The sequence below is a fragment of the Paraburkholderia polaris genome (assembly GCF_012927345.1).
Lineage (GTDB): Bacteria > Pseudomonadota > Gammaproteobacteria > Burkholderiales > Burkholderiaceae > Paraburkholderia > Paraburkholderia polaris.
In genome coordinates this window covers 23,963-43,947 of record NZ_JABBGJ010000063.1, presented here as the reverse complement: position 1 = coordinate 43,947, position 19,985 = coordinate 23,963, and the positions used below count along the sequence as shown (strand labels likewise).

The 19,985-nt window shown below is 63.8% G+C and carries 16 protein-coding genes, 1 pseudogene and 2 riboswitches; of the genes and pseudogenes, 8 read left to right on the top strand and 9 right to left on the bottom strand.

Annotation, left to right across the window (positions count from 1 at the left end; all coding sequences use genetic code 11):
- The coding region (locus HHL24_RS39220; RefSeq protein WP_206003149.1) for a transposase at positions 1-227 on the bottom strand (227 nt) is incomplete at its 3' end.
- A gap of 192 nt (positions 228-419) precedes the next feature.
- On the opposite strand from HHL24_RS39220, the gene HHL24_RS39215 reads away from it, so the two are divergent.
- Complete coding sequence (locus tag HHL24_RS39215) at positions 420-1,388, top strand: flagellar brake protein (RefSeq protein WP_169490665.1); 969 nt, start codon at positions 420-422, stop codon at positions 1,386-1,388.
- Between the two features lie 35 nt (positions 1,389-1,423).
- On the opposite strand, the gene HHL24_RS39210 is transcribed toward HHL24_RS39215, so the two are convergent.
- The 4 genes from HHL24_RS39210 to cobW all read right to left on the bottom strand — a co-directional run bounded on the left by HHL24_RS39210 (position 1,424) and on the right by cobW (position 8,063).
- Entirely contained in the window at positions 1,424-1,963 is a 540-nt protein-coding gene (locus HHL24_RS39210; protein ID WP_169490670.1) for a vWA domain-containing protein, read from the bottom strand.
- 131 nt (positions 1,964-2,094) lie between these two features.
- Positions 2,095-3,159, bottom strand: a complete 1,065-nt coding sequence (locus HHL24_RS39205) for an ATP-binding protein (protein ID WP_169490664.1) — start codon at positions 3,157-3,159, stop codon at positions 2,095-2,097.
- A complete protein-coding gene (cobN, locus tag HHL24_RS39200) occupies positions 3,156-6,956 on the bottom strand; it encodes a cobaltochelatase subunit CobN (protein WP_169490663.1) in 3,801 nt (1,266 codons plus the stop codon). Before cobN ends, HHL24_RS39205 begins: the two co-directional genes overlap by 4 nt.
- A gap of 6 nt (positions 6,957-6,962) precedes the next feature.
- Complete coding sequence (cobW, locus tag HHL24_RS39195) at positions 6,963-8,063, bottom strand: cobalamin biosynthesis protein CobW (protein WP_329606814.1); 1,101 nt, start codon at positions 8,061-8,063, stop codon at positions 6,963-6,965.
- Between the two features lie 200 nt (positions 8,064-8,263).
- Positions 8,264-8,543, bottom strand: a riboswitch (cobalamin riboswitch).
- A gap of 79 nt (positions 8,544-8,622) precedes the next feature.
- Positions 8,623-8,850, top strand: a riboswitch (cobalamin riboswitch).
- Between the two features lie 224 nt (positions 8,851-9,074).
- On the opposite strand from cobW, the pseudogene cobA reads away from it, so the two are divergent.
- The 5 genes and pseudogenes from cobA to bluB form a co-directional block, all read left to right on the top strand.
- Positions 9,075-9,806: pseudogene (cobA, locus tag HHL24_RS39190) on the top strand (uroporphyrinogen-III C-methyltransferase); the annotation flags it as partial.
- Positions 9,807-9,982: 176 nt separating this feature from the next.
- Positions 9,983-10,495 (top strand): cobalamin biosynthesis protein, encoded by a 513-nt coding sequence (locus HHL24_RS39185; protein WP_169490662.1) that lies wholly within the window; start codon positions 9,983-9,985, stop codon positions 10,493-10,495.
- Positions 10,492-11,094 carry a cob(I)yrinic acid a,c-diamide adenosyltransferase gene (gene cobO, locus HHL24_RS39180; RefSeq protein WP_054036361.1) on the top strand — a complete coding sequence of 201 codons (603 nt, stop codon included), beginning with the start codon at positions 10,492-10,494 and terminating at the stop codon, positions 11,092-11,094. Before HHL24_RS39185 ends, cobO begins: the two co-directional genes overlap by 4 nt.
- A 3-nt stretch (positions 11,095-11,097) precedes the next feature.
- Entirely contained in the window at positions 11,098-12,477 is a 1,380-nt protein-coding gene (locus HHL24_RS39175; RefSeq protein WP_169490661.1) for a cobyrinate a,c-diamide synthase, read from the top strand.
- Positions 12,461-13,120: a 5,6-dimethylbenzimidazole synthase gene (bluB, locus tag HHL24_RS39170; RefSeq protein WP_169490660.1), complete on the top strand. Its 660-nt coding sequence runs from the start codon at positions 12,461-12,463 to the stop codon at positions 13,118-13,120. The genes HHL24_RS39175 and bluB overlap by 17 nt, the downstream gene beginning before the upstream one ends.
- 16 nt (positions 13,121-13,136) lie before the next feature.
- Here the strand turns inward: bluB and HHL24_RS39165 are convergent, their stop codons facing one another.
- The 4 genes from HHL24_RS39165 to HHL24_RS39150 form a co-directional block, all read right to left on the bottom strand.
- A complete protein-coding gene (locus tag HHL24_RS39165) occupies positions 13,137-13,787 on the bottom strand; it encodes a DUF4136 domain-containing protein (RefSeq protein ID WP_169490659.1) in 651 nt (216 codons plus the stop codon).
- The gene (locus tag HHL24_RS39160; protein WP_169490658.1) at positions 13,784-16,372 is read right to left on the bottom strand and encodes a CHASE2 domain-containing protein; all 2,589 of its coding nucleotides are present in this window, start codon (positions 16,370-16,372) and stop codon (positions 13,784-13,786) included. Before HHL24_RS39160 ends, HHL24_RS39165 begins: the two co-directional genes overlap by 4 nt.
- 66 nt (positions 16,373-16,438) lie before the next feature.
- A complete protein-coding gene (locus HHL24_RS39155) occupies positions 16,439-17,893 on the bottom strand; it encodes a FecR family protein (RefSeq protein ID WP_329606813.1) in 1,455 nt (484 codons plus the stop codon).
- Positions 17,890-18,627: a response regulator transcription factor gene (locus HHL24_RS39150; protein ID WP_169490657.1), complete on the bottom strand. Its 738-nt coding sequence runs from the start codon at positions 18,625-18,627 to the stop codon at positions 17,890-17,892. Before HHL24_RS39150 ends, HHL24_RS39155 begins: the two co-directional genes overlap by 4 nt.
- Positions 18,628-19,288: 661 nt before the next feature.
- Between HHL24_RS39150 and HHL24_RS39145 the strand changes: the two genes are divergently transcribed.
- Positions 19,289-19,600 (top strand): type II toxin-antitoxin system HicA family toxin, encoded by a 312-nt coding sequence (locus HHL24_RS39145; RefSeq protein WP_329606815.1) that lies wholly within the window; start codon positions 19,289-19,291, stop codon positions 19,598-19,600.
- On the top strand, positions 19,597-19,932 hold the full coding sequence (locus HHL24_RS39140; protein ID WP_169490655.1) for a type II toxin-antitoxin system HicB family antitoxin: 336 nt from the start codon (positions 19,597-19,599) through the stop codon (positions 19,930-19,932). Before HHL24_RS39145 ends, HHL24_RS39140 begins: the two co-directional genes overlap by 4 nt.
- The last annotated feature ends 53 nt before the right edge of the window (positions 19,933-19,985 follow it).

Genomic DNA, 19,985 nt, shown 5'->3' with positions numbered 1-19,985 from the left:
GCCTTGTCGGACCACTCGGCCTTGGCAACAAAGTGGTGGAGCGACTGATGCTTCGCACTGGCATGAAGCGGATCGATATGCGCGGCCATTGGTTCGACGCTCTTGCGTGACAGTGGCATCACCAGACCGGAACAGTAGCCTTTAAGGCCAGCGTGGCGATTAGCGTGCCCTAACTCCTGTGCCAGATGGTCGAGATACGCGTCAAATTCATCGAGATCGTCTGTCATTGCAATACCCCGTAGTCGCTATTACTTCATACTACCAGGTATCGCTTTTAGTTGACACAGTAAGACTAACAAATCAAGAAAAGGCACCCCATCATGCAAACAACATAAGAGAAAAACAAACCCCCAAACCCTAAAGCTCCGCACCCCCGCAGCCGTAAACAAGTAATCCCGCCACATATTTAGCCGCCGACCATGGAAAACCCCGCAGAAGCCCAAGCAGGAGCCCTGGCAGAATCTCAAGCCGCCCCCCAAACACAGGACCTCCCATCACCGCATCTGACTCCAGACGCAGTGCCGGTAGGCACCCCGCTAGCCTGGCCAATCGCAGACTCCGACGGCACACTCCTCTTCGCCAGCGGCGCCATCCTGGCGACCACCGACGAGCGCAAATTCCTGTTCGACAATTTCCACCCGCACCGCGGCGACTTGCTGGACACGGCCACGCAACCGGAATCCCAAACCGACCACCCCGCCGACACCACCGGCAAGCTCACACTTAAGGACATGCACCTGACGATAGGTGCACTAATAGGCATACGCTCCCAGCTCGGCAGCGGCGCCCCAATGCATCCATGCCGCATCATCGGCTTCGCGCCCAACCAGGCGCTCTTCGTCACGCCGCCCCTGCAAGATGGCCGCATCCTCCCGCTCAGCCTCGGTGAAAACATTGAAATCGTCGCCATAGCGAGCCATGCCGTGTTCCGTTTCGTCTGCACGGTCGAGGCAGTTTGCCGCGCCCCATTCGACTACGTGGTGCTATCGAAACCCGGCGTGGTCCGCCGCCTGCGCGAACGCAAGTCGATCCGCGTCCACGCGCACCTCGCGGTGCGCTTCGGCATCGGCGAAACTGGCGATTCATATGAAGGTCTGGGCCTCGCCAAAAGCATCAGCGCGCTCGGCATGTCGCTCACCGCCTCGTGGACACTGGGTGCAGTCGGCGAACGACTGCGCGTTGCGTTCTGCGTCAAATCAGCGGAGCTGCAAACCGAGATCCAAACCACCGCGGTCATCCGCAATGTGCAGAAAGGCAGTGCGCCGGGCGAGCCGTCGACCCATGGCCTCGAACTCGATCAACTCGATGCAGCGCAGCAGATGGCGATGAAAGTTTTCGTATTCGACCGCCAGGACGACGTGCAGTATTGGTCCAACGGTTTGAAATAAGCGCACGAAAACGCGCCGCACGGCGCGCGTGCCGCTCAAGAGATCAGTTCGTCCGGCGTAAACAGCGCGGCGCCCCATGCATCGGCAAGCGCGTGGCAGCGGCCCAGCCGTATCGCCTCCCGCTCGAAATCGACGAATACCACCTCGTCCGCGTGACGCGGCCGCGCCGGCTGATCGCCACTGCGGCCGTCGGTCAGGATCCACAGCCAGCGCTGCTGCGCGGGCTTGCGCCGGGCGCTGCGCTCCAGCACCTGCGCTGCCTGATGCACGCCAGCCGCTAGCGGCGTGCCACCGCCGCCTCCCACCGGCCTTAGCCACCGCCCATTCCACCAGCGCGGCACGGCGGGACCGAAACGCAGATCGGCGCCTGCACCGCCAAAACACACCAGAGCCGCCTCGGCACGCGCGGCGCTGGCGCGATCGAACAACGCAATCAGCAGACCCTTGGCGAGTTCGAGGCGCTTCCGCCCAAGCATGGAACCGGAACAATCGAGCACGAAGCAATGCAGTACCCCGCCCCGCGGCGCCTCGCGCACGAAGCGCAGATGCTGGGCGTGCAACGTGTCCTGACGCATCGCGGTGAGCGTCGGCAGCCATGCAATGCGCTCGCCCGGCGCGCCTTGCAAACGGCTACGCGGACCAGCGCCGGCGCCTTGCCGCCATCGAAAACCGCTGCGCGAGTCAGCGGCGGCCCCCTTCCGATGGCTCAGCGTTTTTTTGCGTTGAGCGGAATGACGCCTTTGACCTGCGCAACGCCCGCTGGCTGCGGTGGCAAGTAACCCCAATCGCTATCGGTAGCAGCGGCGTCTGGCGCTGTATCCTGCGAAGGTTGCGAAGGCGCGGCATTCGCATCGTCAGCAGTCGGCCGCTGCGCTTTGCTCTCATGTGCGTCATCACCTGCACGCGTCTCGCGATCGTGACGCCGATGTGTCAGCACCGCCTCAGCGACCCGCTCGACATGTTCCGTCGTAACCGCAGACGCCTGCTCCAGCGCAGCCAATGCCCGCGCTGCACGCAACATCACGAGATCGGCACGCAACCCATCGACCGCCGCGTCGATGCACAGTGCGCTGACATGCGCATGTACGGCGTCGTCGAAGTCGAGTTGCGGCAGTGCTTCACGCGCCGCACGAATCCGCTGAACATATGTTTCCTGTTGCTGGGTATAGCCAGCACGGAAACCCCGCGGATCGAGATCGAACGCCAGACGCGCTTTGACAATCTGCTGACGCACCTGCGGCTCAAAACAGTTTTGCAACTCGACCATCAAACCAAATCGATCGATCAGTTGCGGCCGCAACTCGCCTTCTTCCGGATTCATCGTACCGATCAGCACAAAGCTCGCATCGTGGCTATGCGAGACACCATCGCGTTCGACGGTATTCACACCACTGGCAGCGGCATCGAGTAACGCATCGACGAGCGCGTCGGGCAGCAGATTCACTTCATCGACATACAGCACGCCGCGATGCGCTTTCGCAAGTAAGCCGGGCGAAAAGCGTACTGAGCCATCGCGCAGCACGGTTTCGATATCGAGCGTGCCGATCAGGCGATCTTCACTCGCACCGAGCGGCAAATTCACCAACCGCCCTTCCGGCAACAATTCGGCGAGCGCGCGCGCAGCGGTCGATTTCGCCGTGCCGCGCGGCCCGCTCACCAATACGCCACCCAGACCCGGATCGATCGCAGCCAGCAATAGCGCCTGCTGCAATGGCGTCTGGCCGATCAGCGCGGCAAATGGAAAAGCGGGCCGTTGGGTCGCTGCGTTCATTTTTGCATTCCTTCGATCTGCTGCTCGCTCGCGAGCAGATGCTGTTCAACTTGCGCGCGATAGTCACCGGGCGCTTGCCACAACCCGCGCTGCATCGCTTCGAGCAAACGCTCGCAGATCGAATGCATGGCGTGCGGATTGTGCCGCTGCAAGAACTCGCGTGTATCGGCGTCGTTCAGATAGGCATCGGTGACAAGCGCATATTGATGATCGGCAATCACGCGCGCGGTTGCATCGTAGCCGTAGAGATAGTCGACCGTCGCGGCGATCTCGGCGGCGCCTTTGTAGCCGTGACGCTTCACACCATCGAGCCATTTTGGATTGACCACGCGCGAGCGGACCACACGCGCAATCTCTTCGTGCAGCGTGCGAACGCGCGGTGCCGCCGGGTTGCTGTGATCGGCGTGATAGATCTGCGGTTGATAGCCCGCCAGATGCCGCACCGCCGCGACCATACCACCCTGAAACTGGTAGTAATCGTTCGAATCGAGCAGGTCGTGCTCGCGGTTGTCCTGGTTCTGCAACACCACGTCCATCGCCGCGAGGCGCGTGCCGAACGCGTGGCGCGCTTCTTCGCCGGCGCTTTTCTGCGTGTAGGCGTAACCACCCCACGCCTGATAGGCGTTCGCGAGATCAGCATCGGTTTGCCATTGCTGCGAGTCGATCATGTCCTGCAGACCCGCGCCATAGGCGCCGGGCCGTGCGCTGAAGACGCGCCAGCCGGCGCGCTTGCGCGCCTCGGCGGCGTCCATGCCGCGCGCAATCAGCGCGTCGCGTTCGCGCAGCACGCGTGCGCGGATCGGGTTCAGGTCTTCGGGCTCGTCGAGTTCGGCAACGGCTTGCACGGCGGCGTCGAACAGATGCATCACGTTCGCGAAGGCATCGCGGAAAAAGCCGGACACGCGCAAGGTGACGTCGATACGCGGGCGGTCGAATACCTCGATCGGCATGATCTCGAAGTCGGTCACGCGATGACTGCCTGGCGCCCACTTGGGCCGCACGCCGAGTAAGGCGAGTGCCTGGGCGATATCGTCGCCGCCGGTGCGCATGGTTGCGGTGCCCCATACAGAGAGGCCAATCGCGCGCGGGTAATCGCCTTTCTCCTGCAAGTGCCGTTCGATCAACTGCTGCGCGGATTTCAAACCAAGCGACCATGCCGCTTGAGTCGGAACTGCGCGCGTGTCGACCGAATAGAAGTTGCGGCCGGTGGGCAGCACGTCGGGCCGTCCACGTGAAGGCGAACCGCTCGGCCCCGGCGGCACGAAACGCCCTTCAAGGCCGCGCTTCAGATGCAGCATTTCCTGCGGACCACAGGCATCGAGCCGCGGAAGCACGTCGTTGCGCAGGCGTTCGATCACACGGTCGGCTTGGTACAAGGTCCCGCTTGCAGGCACCGCATCGGACGTTTCATCACCACACACCCCGCGCAACATCGCAGCCGCCAACAGTTCCAGACGCTCGCGTGTATCGCCACAGTGCCGCCAAGGCGCGTCGCTTACACACTGCAATACGTCAGGACGAGGACCGTCCCACGCCGCAGACCAATCCACCGACAGCGGGTCGAACAGATGATCCATCTGCAGATCGCGCGCCAACGCATCGATCAAACCGGCTTTGCCGCCCTGGCCATCGCCGACCGGAAAGCGTCCCAAAGCCAGCAACGTGTCGCGCCGCTGCACCCCATCGGGCGATTGCCCGAACGTATGCAAACCATCGCGAATCTGCGCCTCCTTCAACTCGCACAGCCAGGCGTCGACGCGTGTCAGCAACGCATCCTCATCGTCCTGACCGTTCGGTTCCGCGAGACTCAGCTCGTCATGCAGTTTGTGCTCGACGATGGTCGCGAGAATGGTGCGCCTCAATAGCTTCGAGCGGCGCGGATCGACCATCAGCGCTTCATAGTATTCGTCGACCTGGCGCTCGAGGTCCTGCAACGGTCCGTAAGTTTCGGCGCGCGTGAGCGGCGGCATCAGGTGATCGATAATCACGGCCTGCGCGCGACGCTTCGCCTGACTACCCTCGCCCGGATCGTTGACGATGAACGGATACAGATGCGGCATCGGACCGAGAATCAGATCGGGCCAGCAGGCATCGCTCAAGGCGACGCTCTTGCCCGGCAGCCATTCGAGATTGCCATGCTTGCCGACATGTACGACCGCGTCGATGCCGAACTGATGACGCAACCAGAAATAGAACGCCAGATACGCATGGGGTGGCACGAGTTCGGCGTCGTGATAGCTCGCGTAATCGCCCTGCTCGCGTGAACGCGACGGCTGAATCCCGACAAACACTTGCCCGCAGCGCCAGCCCGCGATCATGAAACGGCCGCGCCGCAAGGTCGGATCCTGCTCGGGCGAACCCCAGCGCGCGTTCAGCGCATCGCGGGCTTCCACAGGTAACGCGTTGAAGTACAAAAAATAGTCGTCGAGCGCAAGGCTTTGCAACGCGGGGCGCAAGTCGCGCACGACCGGATCGTTGGTCACGCCTTCGGTCAGCTTTTTCAGCAATGCGTCGCCGTCGGCTGGCAGCTCGCTTAACCGATAACCTTGGTCGGCCAACATCGACAGAATGCCGACCACCGAGGCCGGCGTATCGAGACCCACGCCATTGCCGATCCGCCCTTCACTCATTGGATAGTTGGCGAGGATCAGCGCGAGTTTCTTCTGCGCGTTATCGAGCGTGCGCAGACGGCACCAGCGGCGGCTCAGTTCGGCCAGAAAGCTGACGCGTTCGAGGTCCGGTTGGTAACGGACCACATCGACCTCGGTGTGCGGACAACGATAGGCGAGGCCCTTGAAGCTGATCGCCCGCGTGATGATACGGCCGTCCACTTCCGGCAGCGCGATATGCATGGCGATATCGCGCGAGTTGAGGCCCTGATTGTCCTTGACCCAATCTTCGCGATTGCCGCCGCTCAGGATCACCTGCATCACCGGAGCGTCGCCAGCGAGCGCAAGCGGCTCGGGGTCGTCGATGGCAGACGCGGCGAATGCCGTTGTATTCAGCACCAGCGCGACATCATGTTGCGCGCACAACTGCTGCACGACTTCACGGCTCATCGCATCTTTCAGCGAGGTAATCGCGATCGGCAGCGGATTCAGGCCTTGTGCTTCGAGCGCATCGATAAGCGCGTCGAACACGGCCGTGTTGGCCGCTTGCAGATGCGCCTTGTAGAACAGAATCGCAGCGACCGGCGCGCCCTTACGCCAGCGCGACTGCCAGTCGGCAACCGTCGGTGTATCGCGTTCGGGATGGTAGAGCGTCGCGGCAGGCAACGCGCGCGGCGGCGCAGGCTCACGCCCCCAGCCAAGCGAGCGGTACGCGATGCAGCGCAGGAACGCCTCGGCATTCTGCGGCCCGCCTTCGCGCAGATAGCGCCATAGCTGATGACACAGATCGGCGTCGGCGGTACTGCGCGCGAGCAGGTTCGGATCTTCCTGCAGATCGCCGGAGAACATCGCGAGCGTCTGCCGCTTGCGCTCGGCGAGCGCGACCACCTGTTCGATTCCGTACGGCCAATACGCCTCGCCGCCGAGATGATCGACCACTACGACGCGCGCATGCTGCAACACGTCTTCGACATAGAAATCGACCGAAGCCGGCTGCCGCAAATACGTGACGTTCGCGAGCCGCACACTCGGAAAGCCCTCGCCCAGACGAGGAAACACGCTCGCAAGCAGCGACAGCGTGGTATCGGCGGAGCTGAGCACCACGATATCGGCAGGCTGCTGATCGATACGGATCACGCCTTGCGTATCGTCGACAAAACCGCCCGGCGTGGTGCGCAGCAGATGCATGACGGATTACGCCTGTTGCGGCTGGGCGCTCGCCACGCCGCTCAATGCGGCGTCGAATGCCTGTTGTAGCGCGGCTTGGTCGAGGTCTTCGCCAATCAGCACGAAGCGGCTTTGCAGGCCTTCGTCCACCTCACCCGCTTGCCAGCGCCGGTCGAAGTAGCTATCGAAACGACGGCCCACGCCCTGGATCACCAGACGCATCGCCGCACCCGGCAACGCCGCGAAACCTTTCACGCGGTAAATCGTGTTCGTTTCGACAAGTCCTTGCAACGCTGCGATCACGGCCTCGCGCGACGGAACATTCGCGTGCACGACAACCGAATCGAATTCGTCGTGATGGTGATCGGCGTCGTCGGCCGAACCATGGTGATCGTGACGCAAGTGGATCGTTTCTTCCGAGGCCGCTTCGAGACCCAGCAACGTATGCAGATCGAGGTGGCCCATTTGCGCGCGCACGATCTTCACTTGCGGCGGAATTTCTTCGCGGATGGTAGCTTCGACAGAAGCTTGATGCGCTTCGTCGAGCAAATCGGTTTTGTTCAGAATCACCAGATCGGCCGCCGACAATTGGTCTTCGAACAATTCGTGCAGCGGCGATTCGTGATCGAGATTCGGATCGGCCTTGCGTTGCGCATCCACCGCGACGGGATTGTCGGCGAACTGGCCGCTCGCCGCGGCCGGGCCGTCAACCACGGTGACGACCGCGTCGACGGTAAAGCTATTCTTGATCTGCGGCCAGTTGAACGCCTGCACCAGCGGCTTCGGCAACGCGAGACCGGAGGTTTCGATCAGCACGTGATCGATCTGCTCGCGGCGCTCCACCAGCTTTTCCATTACCGGGAAAAACTCTTCCTGCACGGTGCAGCACAGGCAGCCGTTCGCGAGTTCATACAGTTGCCCTTCGGTCTCGACGCCGTTTTCATCGCAACCGATACCGCAACCCTTGAGGATTTCACCGTCGATGCCGAGTTCGCCGAACTCATTGACGATCACCGCGATGCGCTTGCCGCCCGCATGCTGAAGAATGTGCCGCAGTAGCGTGGTCTTGCCGCTGCCGAGAAAGCCCGTGACGATGGTGACGGGGATCTTGCGCATTTGAGTTTGCATCGTGATGTCCATCCGTAGGAGTTGCACCCTGCACGCCGGCGCGTCTGCGCGTTTTGTCTGCATAGGTCATGCGAACGGGGCTCAGGCCCGACAGGCAACGACAATAACAAAACTCGGGGACGAACAACGGCGTTGCCGGGGCAACAGAAAAACAGAAAGCGGGAATGAAGTCATGAACGCGCCGCCGCATCCCCGCGGTGGTCGTTCTTCGTAATCTGGCCGGTATCCGGGCTGGCGAAAGCGCCGCTTCCCCTTCCCGGACGAGTGGTTTCTCGCCCAGTGGTTATATGCCGACGCGGCCTTGCGCGTGGACATCGAAGCCGGCTCCGCGGCGTCAGGCAATCAGCCTGGCACCGCTTTTCGCTTACCGTTGCGGGGGCAGCACAGGTTGACCCGATCCGTTGCAGGTGGGCACCCTGTTTCCCGTTTAACTGCATGCGCACGAGCGCGCACACGAGCACCAAAGTGCGTGCGAGTTTAGGCCGAGAGCCCCGTGCCGTCAAGGAAACGCGCGGCGCGGCAGGGCCTTTCCGCAGTGCCGGCGCGGCCTGCCGTGTGCTATCGTATGCGCGCGTTTGGTGCCCGCATATGCGTTCGCATATGCAGTTAAACGGGAAACAGGCCGCGCTCGCTGCGCTCAACCTGTGCTGTCCCCGCAACGGTAAGCGACCTGCGGTGCTTTCGCATCGCGCATGCGTTTTTGATGCCACTGTCTGACGAATCCGGACGGGAAGGCAAAACGCATGAGGCCGCCAGCCCGGATACCGGCCAGACGCGGAGGCAGTGAACGTCACGCTGCCGGCCGCCGGAATCCGCGAGGGACGGATGTGAAGGCGCTGAAGCTCGACGTGGCGCGGCCGTTGGCGTTTTCCTAAGGGAAACGCGGCGAGCGGCGCTGTTCGTCGCGCGTAATCCGTAGCACCGCATGACTTCAATTTCCGCCGCCTCCGGCCGCATCAAGCGTCACCCGCTCCCGCTTGTCACGACATGGCGCGCGCCATGCTCGCCGCGATGACCCGCGCCTGGCTGATCGGCGCCGGCCCCGGCGATGTCGAACTGATGACGCTCAAGGCGACTCGCGCCCTGGCGCAAGCCGACGTGGTGCTGGTCGACGATCTGGTGAACCCTGACGTGCTGCAGTTCGCGCGCGCCGACGCGCTGGTCGTGTATGTCGGCAAACGTGGCGGGCACCCGTCGACGCCGCAGGCCGGCATCGTCGCGCAGATGCTCGAACACGTGCGGGCCGGGCGTAGCGTCGCGCGTTTGAAAGGCGGCGATCCGTTCGTGTTCGGCCGTGGCGGCGAAGAACAGCAGGCGCTGCATGCAGCGGGTATCGAGGTGGACGTGATCAACGGCATCACAGCCGGGATTGCGGCGCCCGCGGCAATCGGCATTCCTGTGACGCATCGCGATCACGCGCAAGGCGTGGTGTTCGTCACTGGGCACGGCGCCGGCAGCGGCGAACCGGACTGGGCCGCGCTCGTCGCTACGCGGATGACGCTCGTGATTTACATGGGCATGCGGCGGCTGAACGATATCACCGGTGCGTTGCTCGCGGCCGGCATGCGCGCCGATACGCCGTGCGCAGCGATCGAGTCGGCCACGCGTCCCGAGCAACGGCACGTGCTCGCTCAACTCGGCGAGTTCGCGGAAGCGGTCTCGCGCGCCGGACTCGGCTCGCCGGCGATCGTAGTGATTGGCGGAGTGGCGTCACTGGCTTTGGCGCGGGATGCTGCGAATGCTGGTGCGGTGGGTGCGGTGGGTGCTGCAAACATGACAGGATCGTCCGGAGCGGCGGACGCTTCGGGTGCTTCGGGTGCTTCGGGTGCTTCGGGTGCTTCGGGTGCTTCGGGTGCTTCGGGTGCTTCGGGTGCTTCTGCTTCGGGTGCGTCGGACCCAGCGGACGCCACGGACGCTCAATGAAAACGCTAACCGTCGGCATCGGTTGTCGCTTGCACAGCTCGGCTGAGCAGATCGAAGCGGCTGTGCGTGCCACACTCGGCTCGCATGCCTTCGATGAAATCAGCACGATTGCCTCGGTCGCCACCAAAGCCCACGAAGCCGGCCTGCTTGAATTCTGCGCACGTCACGCGCTGCCGCTGAAGTTGTTCAGCCGCGCGCAGATTGCGGCGATCTCCGTGGACGATCCGTCGGCAGCCGCACGCGAGCATCTCGGCATAGACGGCGTCTGCGAGCCGTGCGCCTTGCTCGCCGCGGCGGCCGAATCTGATGTGGCCAGCGCACCTGGTGCGGCCTATGCATCGGTTGCCTCAGGCGCCTCGATTGCATCAATCACGCCCAATACCCCCAACGCACGGCTACTCGTGCGCAAAACCGTACACGACGGCGTCACGGTGGCAATCGCCTCGACCACCGCCCAGCCCGTCCGCGAACAGACAAACAACGCCCCTCAAGAACAGGACCTTCCATGAAGACCGATCCCGAATCGCATCAACGCATGACCGAGCGCCGGCGCGAAGGCCACGAGAAAAAGCAGGCCAGCGCCACCGTCGAAAAAGGCCTGCTGATCGTCAACACCGGCACTGGTAAAGGCAAGACCACCGCCGCGTTCGGCATGGCCGTGCGCGTGCTTGGGCACGGCATGCGCCTCGGCGTCGTGCAATTTATCAAAGGCGCGCTGCATACCTCGGAGCGCGATTTCCTCGGTGCGATCGCCAATTGCGACTTCGTCACGATGGGCGACGGCTACACCTGGAACACCCAGAATCGCGACGCCGACATCGCCACCGCGCGCAAAGGCTGGAACGAAGCGCGCCGCATGATCGAGAGCGGCGACTACCAGATGGTGATCCTCGACGAACTGAACACCGTGCTGAAGTACGAATACCTGCCGCTCGACGAAGTGCTATCGGTACTGAACGCGCGCGCGGAGATGCTGCACGTGGTGGTCACCGGCCGCCACGCGCCGGACGCGCTGATCGAAGCCGCCGACCTCGTCACCGAAATGCGCATCGTTAAGCACCCGTATCGCGAGCAAGGCGTGAAAGCGCAGCGCGGCGTGGAGTTCTGAGCGATGTGCGCTTGCCCCAAGGGCACTTCCTTCGAGACGCCCCCCAATCCCCGAAGGGGACTTCCTTCGGGGCGGGGGACTTCCTTCGGAACGTGCCCCGCCCTGTTCATTAGCGCGCCGGCGTCGGGGCAAGGCAAGACCACGATTACCGCGGGTCTCGCGCGCTACCATCGGCGGCTGGGGCGGCGGGTGCGCGTCTTCAAGACGGGCCCCGACTTTCTCGACCCGATGATTCTGGCGCGTGCCAGCGGCGCGCCGGTACTGTCGCTCGATCTGTGGATGGTCGGCGAGTCAGCCTGCCGGAACCTGCTCGCGCAAGCCGCGGCTGAGGCGGATCTGATCCTGATCGAGGGCGTGATGGGTCTGTTCGACGGCACGCCAAGCAGCGCCGATCTGGCAACCACGTTCGGCGTGCCGGTGCTCGCAGTGATTTCAGCGAAAGCGATGGCGCAGACCTTCGGCGCGGTCGCCTTCGGCCTCGCGCAATTCAGGCCGCAGGTACCGTTTTACGGTGTGCTCGCCAATCGCGTCGGCTCGCCACGACACGCGCAAATGCTCGAAGAAGCATTGCCGCCGGCGCTGCGCTGGTGCGGGCACATCACCGGCAACGACGAAATCGAGTTGCCCGATCGCCATCTCGGCTTGCACCAGGCCGCGGAGATCGACGATCTGGACACACGTCTGGATCGCGCCGCCGATGCGCTCGCACAAACCGCGCTGGCTGGATTGCCGCCGCCGGTCCAATTCGGCGCGCCCGCGCCAGAAGCACTGCCGCGTCTTCTGGAAGGCAAGCGCATCGCCATTGCACGCGATGCCGCGTTCTCGTTCATCTATCCGGCCAACGTCACGCTGTTGGACACGCTCGGCGCGCACGTCGACTATTTCTCACCGCTCGCCGACGAAGCCCTGCCGGAACACGCCGACGCCTTGTACCTGCCAGGCGGCTATCCCGAACTGCACGCGCCATTGCTGGCAGGTAACACGCGCAGTGCCGCAACGATTCGCGCGCACGCGGCAGCTGGCAAACCGATCGTCGCCGAATGCGGCGGCATGCTCTACCTGCTCGACCAACTCACCGACACGGACGGCGCCACCACGCCGATGCTCGGCCTGCTGCCCGGCCATGCGACGATGCAACCGCGCTTCACCGCGCTCGGCATGCAACAGATCGACAGTCTGCACGGTCCAATGACCGGCCACACCTTCCACTATTCGAAGCTGACGACACCGCTCACGCCGCTGCGTTCAGCCACCCGGCCACACAGCGATGCCCCCGGCGAGGCCGTGTTCCGCGCCGGGTCGATCGTGGCTACCTATATGCATGCTTATTGGCCCTCCAACCCGGCCTTCACGGCCGCCCTGTTCCATGGCGAAGCCTTTTAACGATTCCGAGCGCGAAGCCGTCTACCGCGCGATTTACGAACGGCGCGACATGCGCCACTTCGTGCGCGAGCCGGTCGACCCTGCCGTGTTGCAACGCCTACTCGACGCGGCGCATCACGCGCCGAGCGTCGGCTTCATGCAGCCGTGGCGCATTGCGCGCATCACCGACCCGGCTTTGCGCATGGCTTTGCACGCGACCGTCGAAAGCGAACGCCTCGCCACCGCCGACGCGCTTGGCAAGCGTCGCGAAGAGTTCATGAAGCTGAAAGTGGAAGGCATGCTGGAATGCGGCGAACTGCTGGTGATGGCGCTAATGGACGGCCGCGAGCGGCACATCTTCGGACGCCGCACCTTGCCGGAGATGGACCTCGCATCCGTGGCGTGCGCGATCCAGAACATGTGGCTGGCCGCGCGCGCGGAAGGCCTTGGGATGGGCTGGGTGTCGCTATTCGACGTCGACGCGGTCCGCCAGCTGCTGCATATGCCCGAGGGTGCGCGGCCCGTGGCGATCCTGTGTCTCGGCCACGTCGATCAGTTCTACAGCGAGCCAATGCTGGAAACCGAGCGTTGGGCGAGCCGCATGCCGCTCGCCGACTGCGTGTTCGAAAACCGCTGGCCGGAAGACGGCAAAGCGCCGGAATAAGGCGGGAGCGAGCGTCTTATGGCTGCGGCTGAAGTGGCTGAACAGGTTTAAGCGAAACTACCTCCGGCACCCCGCCCGCCTGATCGGTGCGCAGTTTCACGCGCCAGTCGGGCGGCGCATCGAACGGAAATTTAGCCAGCGCGCTTTTCACGAGTACCGGCATGGCGTGCAAGGGATCGGCATCGCGATCGCTGCTGGCCGCACTCACTTTGTAGACTTCCTGCCCGCTCGACCGCTCAAAAAACCGCAGGGTCAACGCGTGCCGATAAGCGCGTCCGCCGAACAGCGAAAACGGCGGTTCGGGCGAGCGTTCACACGCACCTGGCACGCAATCCTTCGTCCCCACGCCGACCGCGGTCGGCCGCGTGTCATACGCAATCGACAGTAAATAGTGTGCGGACTTGCCCGCCGTATCAATGAAGCCGTTCTTCGCCAGCTCATCACGCAGCATGGTTTCAAATTGCGGATGATCCGCGCTGGCATCCTGCGACGGCATACGCGCAATCGTATAGGTGCGTTCGCCCTGCAGTACCGCCGAAGGGTTCGCCGTGTGCACGTCGGCGTTCAAACCCGTGCATCCGGTCAGACTCGCCGCGGCCAGCGCGGCACAGATCAATTTCGCTTTCACCAGCTTCTCGCTTCGATAGGGTGAGGGTTCATAGGTCATGAACGCGCCGTTGCGGTGGAATCGGACTGCGCGTCAGCGTCATCGAGTGCCGGCAGGGAAATCGTGAAAGCGGTTCCCTTGCCTGGCGCGCTGACCACCTCGACATCGCCGCCATGGCGCGTCACGACGGTTTTGACAAACGCCATGCCCAATCCAGCCCCGCCCACTTCCGGCCGCTCAGTTTCGTGAAAGCGTCGGAAGCGCTCGAACAGACCCGCCTGCTGCTCCTTGGGAATGCCGTAACCTTCGTCGCGAATCGTGCACGACACGCGTTTTGGCGCGCCGGGCGCGGCCGCCCGCGCGAGGCCGCCCGGCGAGGTGCCGAGGCTCTTCAGGCTGCACGTAATCCGCGTGTCCGGCGGGCTGTACTTGACCGCATTGTTCAGAATGTTGACGAGCGCGCGCGTCATCAGCGAGCGGTCGGCGCAGATCCAGTGACCCTCGTCCTCCTCGGCAGCCGCCTCGCCGTCCGTCTCGGTTTGCAGCGTGATGCGTTTGGCGTGGGCCTGCGGCCAGACCTCGTCGCTGGCGTCGATCATCAGCTCGGTCATGCTCACCGGTTCGAGCACATAAGTTTGCGATTCCGCGCGCGCGAGCTGCACGAAATCGTCGGCGAGCGTCAGCGCGCGTTGTGCATAGCGCTCGATGCGCTCCAGCAGGTCACGCGCAAGCACCGGCTCGCTGCGCGCCCGCTCGATCTCCACCAGCGCCAGAATCGAAGCCTGCGGCGAGCGCATATCGTGCGATAGCAGCCGCAACGCGTCTTCCCGTTGGCGCTCGGCCGCATGCAACGCCGATACGTCGACCAGGCCCGCGATCCAGCCGGTCGTCTCGCCTTGCTCGTTCGTGCAATTCGCGTAGCGCAGCAGATGATCGCGCTCGTGCGCGTCGCGCACCTCGACGCCTTGCGCCATCAGCGCGGCGAACTCGCGGCGCGCGGGATCGAGCAGCGCCGGCCACTGGGCATGCGCAAGCAGATTGTTTTCGGCGTCCGACGCTGCGCCGCTGTCGATGGTCTTGACCAGCGTCAGCCCTCCGAGCACCGCGCGCATCGGCCGGCCTTCCGGCAGCGGCGCACCAAGGCGCGCGAAATGCGCCTTGGCGGCATGGTTCGCGATCAGCACGGTGCCCTGCACGTCGCTCACCAGGATCGGCTCGGGCATGCTGTCGAGGCTGTCCCACACAAAGCGCTTCATGTCCTGCACGCGCTGCGCGGCCTGCGCCATCAGCGCCATATGCTGCTCCAGCACGTCGCCGCCGAACTCGCGGCGACGCTGGGGCGTTTCCGGTAGAAGGTGAGGCTCGTCGGCGAGGCGTTGCAGCTCTTCGCGCAGATAAGCCATCGTCATTTCGAGGCGCCGCCAGTTCCAGATCGGATACACCACGACCAAACCGAAGATCGCCGGCACCGGCGACATCCATAGCCGCGCGCCGTACAGCAGGACCGCGCTGCCGGCCGTGGCGAGCACACCCAACGCGACGGTCAGCAGCAACGAGCGGCGCGGCGACAGCACCAGAAAGCCGGCAAGCAGCGCGGCGAGCGGCACCAGCGACGCCGCGAACAGCACCCATGGCTCGGCGGGCTCGAGCTCGCGACCGGTCAGCAGCGTATCGAGCACATTCGCGTGGATATAGACACCGGGCAGCGGCCCCAGCTCGCCGGACACCGGTGTCGCAAAGCGATCGTACAAGCCGGACGCGGTCACGCCGATCAGCACGATGCGCCCGCGCAGCTTGTCTGCGGGGACGTCGCCCGCGAGCACACTGGCGAAACTCAGCTTCGCGTAGCTCTGCGCATTCAGACCGAAGGGGATCAGGAAGCGGCCTTCTCCTTCGTCATTGGCATTGGCATTGGCATTGGCATTGGCATTGGCATTGGCATTGGCGCTGGCGCTAGCGTTGGCATCGGACCGGTTCGCCGCCTCGCCGGACGACTGCCTGCGCGACTGCTCGTTCAATTGCAGCGTGCCACGCTCGACGGCCTGCGCGACCGGCACCATCAATTGCGGCCAGCGCGAGCTCGCGTCACCCTCGAACCGCGCGACGCTGCGCACGATGCCGTCGCTGTCGACTTCAAGGTTGATATGCCCCAGCCCGGCCGCAGCATGTGCGAGCGGCGCCACCGGTTCGACCGCGACGCGCCGGCCGGCGCTGTCCGGCGGCGTAAGCAGCATGGGTAGATAGGTGGGGCTCAAGGCGATCGCGCGAGCGAGCTGGGCATCTTCCGGATTGGCCTCAGTAAAGAGCACGTCGTAGATCACCGCGGCGGGCTTCGCCTTCGCAAGCTGTTCAAGCAGCCTGGCGTGGATGCTGCGCGGCCACGGCCAGCGGCCGAGCTGCGCAATGCTGGCGTTGTCGATCTCGAGCACCACGATGTCACGCAGCAACGGTTGCGCACGCAGGCTTAGAAAGCGGTCGTAGACCAGGTTGTCGACGCTGGCGGTCAGACGACCGAGCGAGCTGAGCAGAATCACGACAATGCCCAGGCAGCCGATCCCCACCCATTCGAGCAGAAAGCGGCGGCCGGCACGCCGTCCGAGGCGGGCGCGCGGGTCGAGGCTCAGGCGCGTGTGTGGATTCGGCAAAGCGTGGCGTGCTTGAAAGCTAAGGAGCGGGCGGGTTGTGGGTTCGGTCCCGTGAATCTACCAGCGTCAGCGCGCAAGCGTAAACGAGCGGACCGCGCTGCTCTTCTCATAGAAGCGGCCGTTTTCGAACTGCTCGGCGACGATCGTCCAATAGTAGACGCCGCCCGGCAGGTCGCTTACCACGAGCTGGCCGCCCGTCAGATCGGTCCGATCGACGAGCGGATGGCGCAGATCGGCGGTCGTGGCCAGCACGAAGCGAAAGCGCGTCTCGACCGTGGAGCGGCTGACGAACCAGCGGAATTCATAGTCGCGGCTGCCGGCACGCGGACCCGCCGACGCAGCCAGACCCAGTTGCCGCCGCTCGAAACCGTACACCTGAGGCAGGCCTTCGAGCCCGTTCGCGTCGATCGCGGCGATACGGACGAAATACGTGCCGTCGGCCAGATCGCCGAAGTCCGCATGCGGCACGCTCACGCGCAGATCGCGGATCAGGTCGAGCTGATCGGCATCGCGCGCAATCTGTACGCGATAGGCCACTGCGCGCTCGGCGGGCACGAGGTCGAAAGCGACCGTTTTGCCGTCCTGCACTTTGGCCGGTTCGGTGAGCGACGGCGTGGCCAGCAACTCCACCGGACTGCCAATCGCGCTGCCTGCCCGCGTGACACTGCCAAAGCGTGCCTTGACGAGTTGCGCGGACGCCTGCAACGGCACGCCGGGTGGCGGCGCAGAGGCCTGGCCACCGACTGCCGCCGGGTCGACGCCGACCGCGCCGTCCAGCACTTCCACCGCCGTGGTTTGCGCGTCGCCGTCGTAGGCAACCTTGAAGCGCGTACCGCGCACGCCCGCTACAACCGATGGCGAGCGGATCTGGAAGCGGTCATCCTTTTTGGTGGCATGCGTGACCTGGCTATCGACTTCGCCACGCCGCAGATCGAGCACGCGATCGCCCGCGCCAGTCAGCACGGTGCGCCGCAGCTTGCCAATGTCGAGCAGGCCGTCCTGCGACATCGTGACGTGCGAGCCGTCCGGCAACTCCAGCGTAACAAAGCCGTTGTGGCCGGTGCGAATGCGATCGCCCTCGCCGAGCGTCGTGCCCGCCACGAGCGGCGTGTAAGGATTTTCGCCGAAAGCGTGTTCGGCCGGACCGCTCGTCGCGATCACATGCGCCGACTCGGGATCCTGTCTGAGCCTGTCGGCCGGCAGACGCAGCGCGATCCCGGCCGGCATGCGGCGTGGCGCGGGCACATGATTCAGGCGGCTCAACATGGCCCAATCGCCGGCGTCGCGCAGATAGCGGCCGGCGATTTCGTACAACGTGTCGCCGTCGTGGGTCACGTAGGACACATAGGCTGGCGCAGTCGTCCTCGTGCGTTGCTTCGGCGCGCGGGACGATTGCGCATCCGCCGATACCGGCGCAAAGCACGTCATCGCGATCAGGCCGGCCGCTGCCAGCACCGCACCCGCGCGGCGGCCCGGTGAACCTGCGCAACCGGGCGCTACCGCATCGAAAGAAACCGTCACGCGTCCCCCGCTTCGGGGCGCTCTTCGGCCGCCACGGGCGGTGTGCCGGATTCGATCCGCTCGAGCCGATACCCATAACCGTAGATCGGCGTCAGACGATAGCCCTTCTCCGGGCGCAAGCCGAGCTTGCTGCGCAGCATCGACACGTGCGTGTCCATCGTGCGCGATGGAATGTCCGTCGCCTGCTTCCAGATCACGTCGAGAATGTGTGCGCGCGACAACGGCCGGCTCAGGTGCTGGAATAGCAATAGCGCGAGCTCGAACTCCTTCTGCGTCACGGCGACGGTCGCACCGCGCACCACCACGTGCTTCGCGCCCAGATCGAACTCAAATTCGCCGAAAACTTCTTTCGTCGCAGGCGGCTTCAGGTGATAAGCCCGACGCAGCAATGAGCCGACGCGTGCCAGCAGGACCGCCGCAGAAACCGGCTTGACGACGTAATCGTCCGCGCCGGTATTGAGGATCGAGGTGATATCGGTTTCGCGGCCGCGGCTCGTCATGAACAGGACCGGCAAGCGCTCCGAGAGGCTTTCGCGCACCCAGCGCAGCACCTCTTCGCCCGACATGTCGGGTACGTTCCAGTCGAGCACGAGAAGGTCGAAGGTCTGGCGCCGCAGCTGGCGCACCAGTTCGCGGCCCGCACCATAAGCGTGACAGACGTGGCCGGCCGCCGACAGCGTTTGGCAAACAAGGTCGGCTTGCGCCGAATCGTCATCCAGGACTGCAATTCTCATAAAACCCCGCAACGCGACATCGTCCTTCGTAACTGGAGGCCGGCGAGCCGGCAGATGGCTGGGATAACGGTGCACGCACCGGCGATCCAGCTTTCCGTTTTCATCTTCGGCTGCACTCTTTTTCGATTAATGGTCCTTTGCCTCGCGCCCCGTTCAGATCCGCTGCCGCACTGTCTCGAAATTGGCGCGTATTTTTGGTTTGTCGCGCCGATTAGCGAGGGGGGCAGATCATCATAATCGAAAACGGCCCTGCTCTTTCCTGGATGCGATTAAGCCGCTATCCAGCCCGGCTCTGTCATTCCGAGCCGTTCCATGGGATTTTTCCCAAGTTTTCTCAGGCTCTGCCCGGCATTGAAATCGACCTCGATAGGTCGTTGTTCGGGTCAGTTGGTCTCGCCCGCACAGTAATTGGCCCCGTCTACCTTTTGTCCTATCGGGCCGCGCCCCCGCATTCGGGAAACAGCGATTTGACAATTTGCGAGTCAGTATAGGAACGGTCTCAAAATAAATCCTTTAAGGATTGTTAGATCGTTTGGGTTGAAATCAAAAATTTGGCGGATTGGCGGGGAACGCTGCGCTTTTGGGGACGCGTCAGAGAGGGACCGACGACGAGCGAAGTGATCGGCAACGAGTATCGCGGCGAGGGTTGAACACCTGCGAGATGCCTCGATCACGGACCGCGCGTGCCCTACCAATGCTATCAATTTCTGCTATCATAATGAAATCAAAACACCTCAGCACGCTCCACGCCCTCTTCGAGAGGCCCACTCGCAGCGGCATCGTATTCGCAGACATTGAAGCGTTGATCCCGGCGCTCGGCGGAGAGGTGCGAGAAGGAGCCGGGTCCCGGGTGGCGTTCGAGTTACATGGCAGCCGCAGATATCTGCATCGCCCGCATCCCGGTAAAGAGGCCCGGAAATATCAGGTGGAAGAGTTGCGTGTGTGGTTTACCGAACTTGGAGTCGAACCGTGATGAATTCGATGACGTACAAAGGCTATTTCGCGCGAGTGGAATTCGATCCGCGCGAGAACATTTTTGTCGGGCGTGTGCTCGGCGTTTCAGATCGCATTAGCTTCCACGGGGACACCGTGAATGAGCTGACTGATGATTTTCATCAGGCTGTCGATCACTACCTGGAAGACTGCGCGAAAACCGGACGCGATCCGCAAAAGCCCGCGTCCGGCAAATTGATGCTGCGCATTCGCCCCGAAGTGCATGCTGCGGTTGGCATCGCGGCGGCGGCCGCCGGCAAAAGTATCAACCAGTGGGTCGACGAAGTGCTGGCGCGCGCAGCGCACGCATGAAACGGCACCCCATCCGCGCCGCGTACGCTACACATATGCTCCAAAGAAGGCGC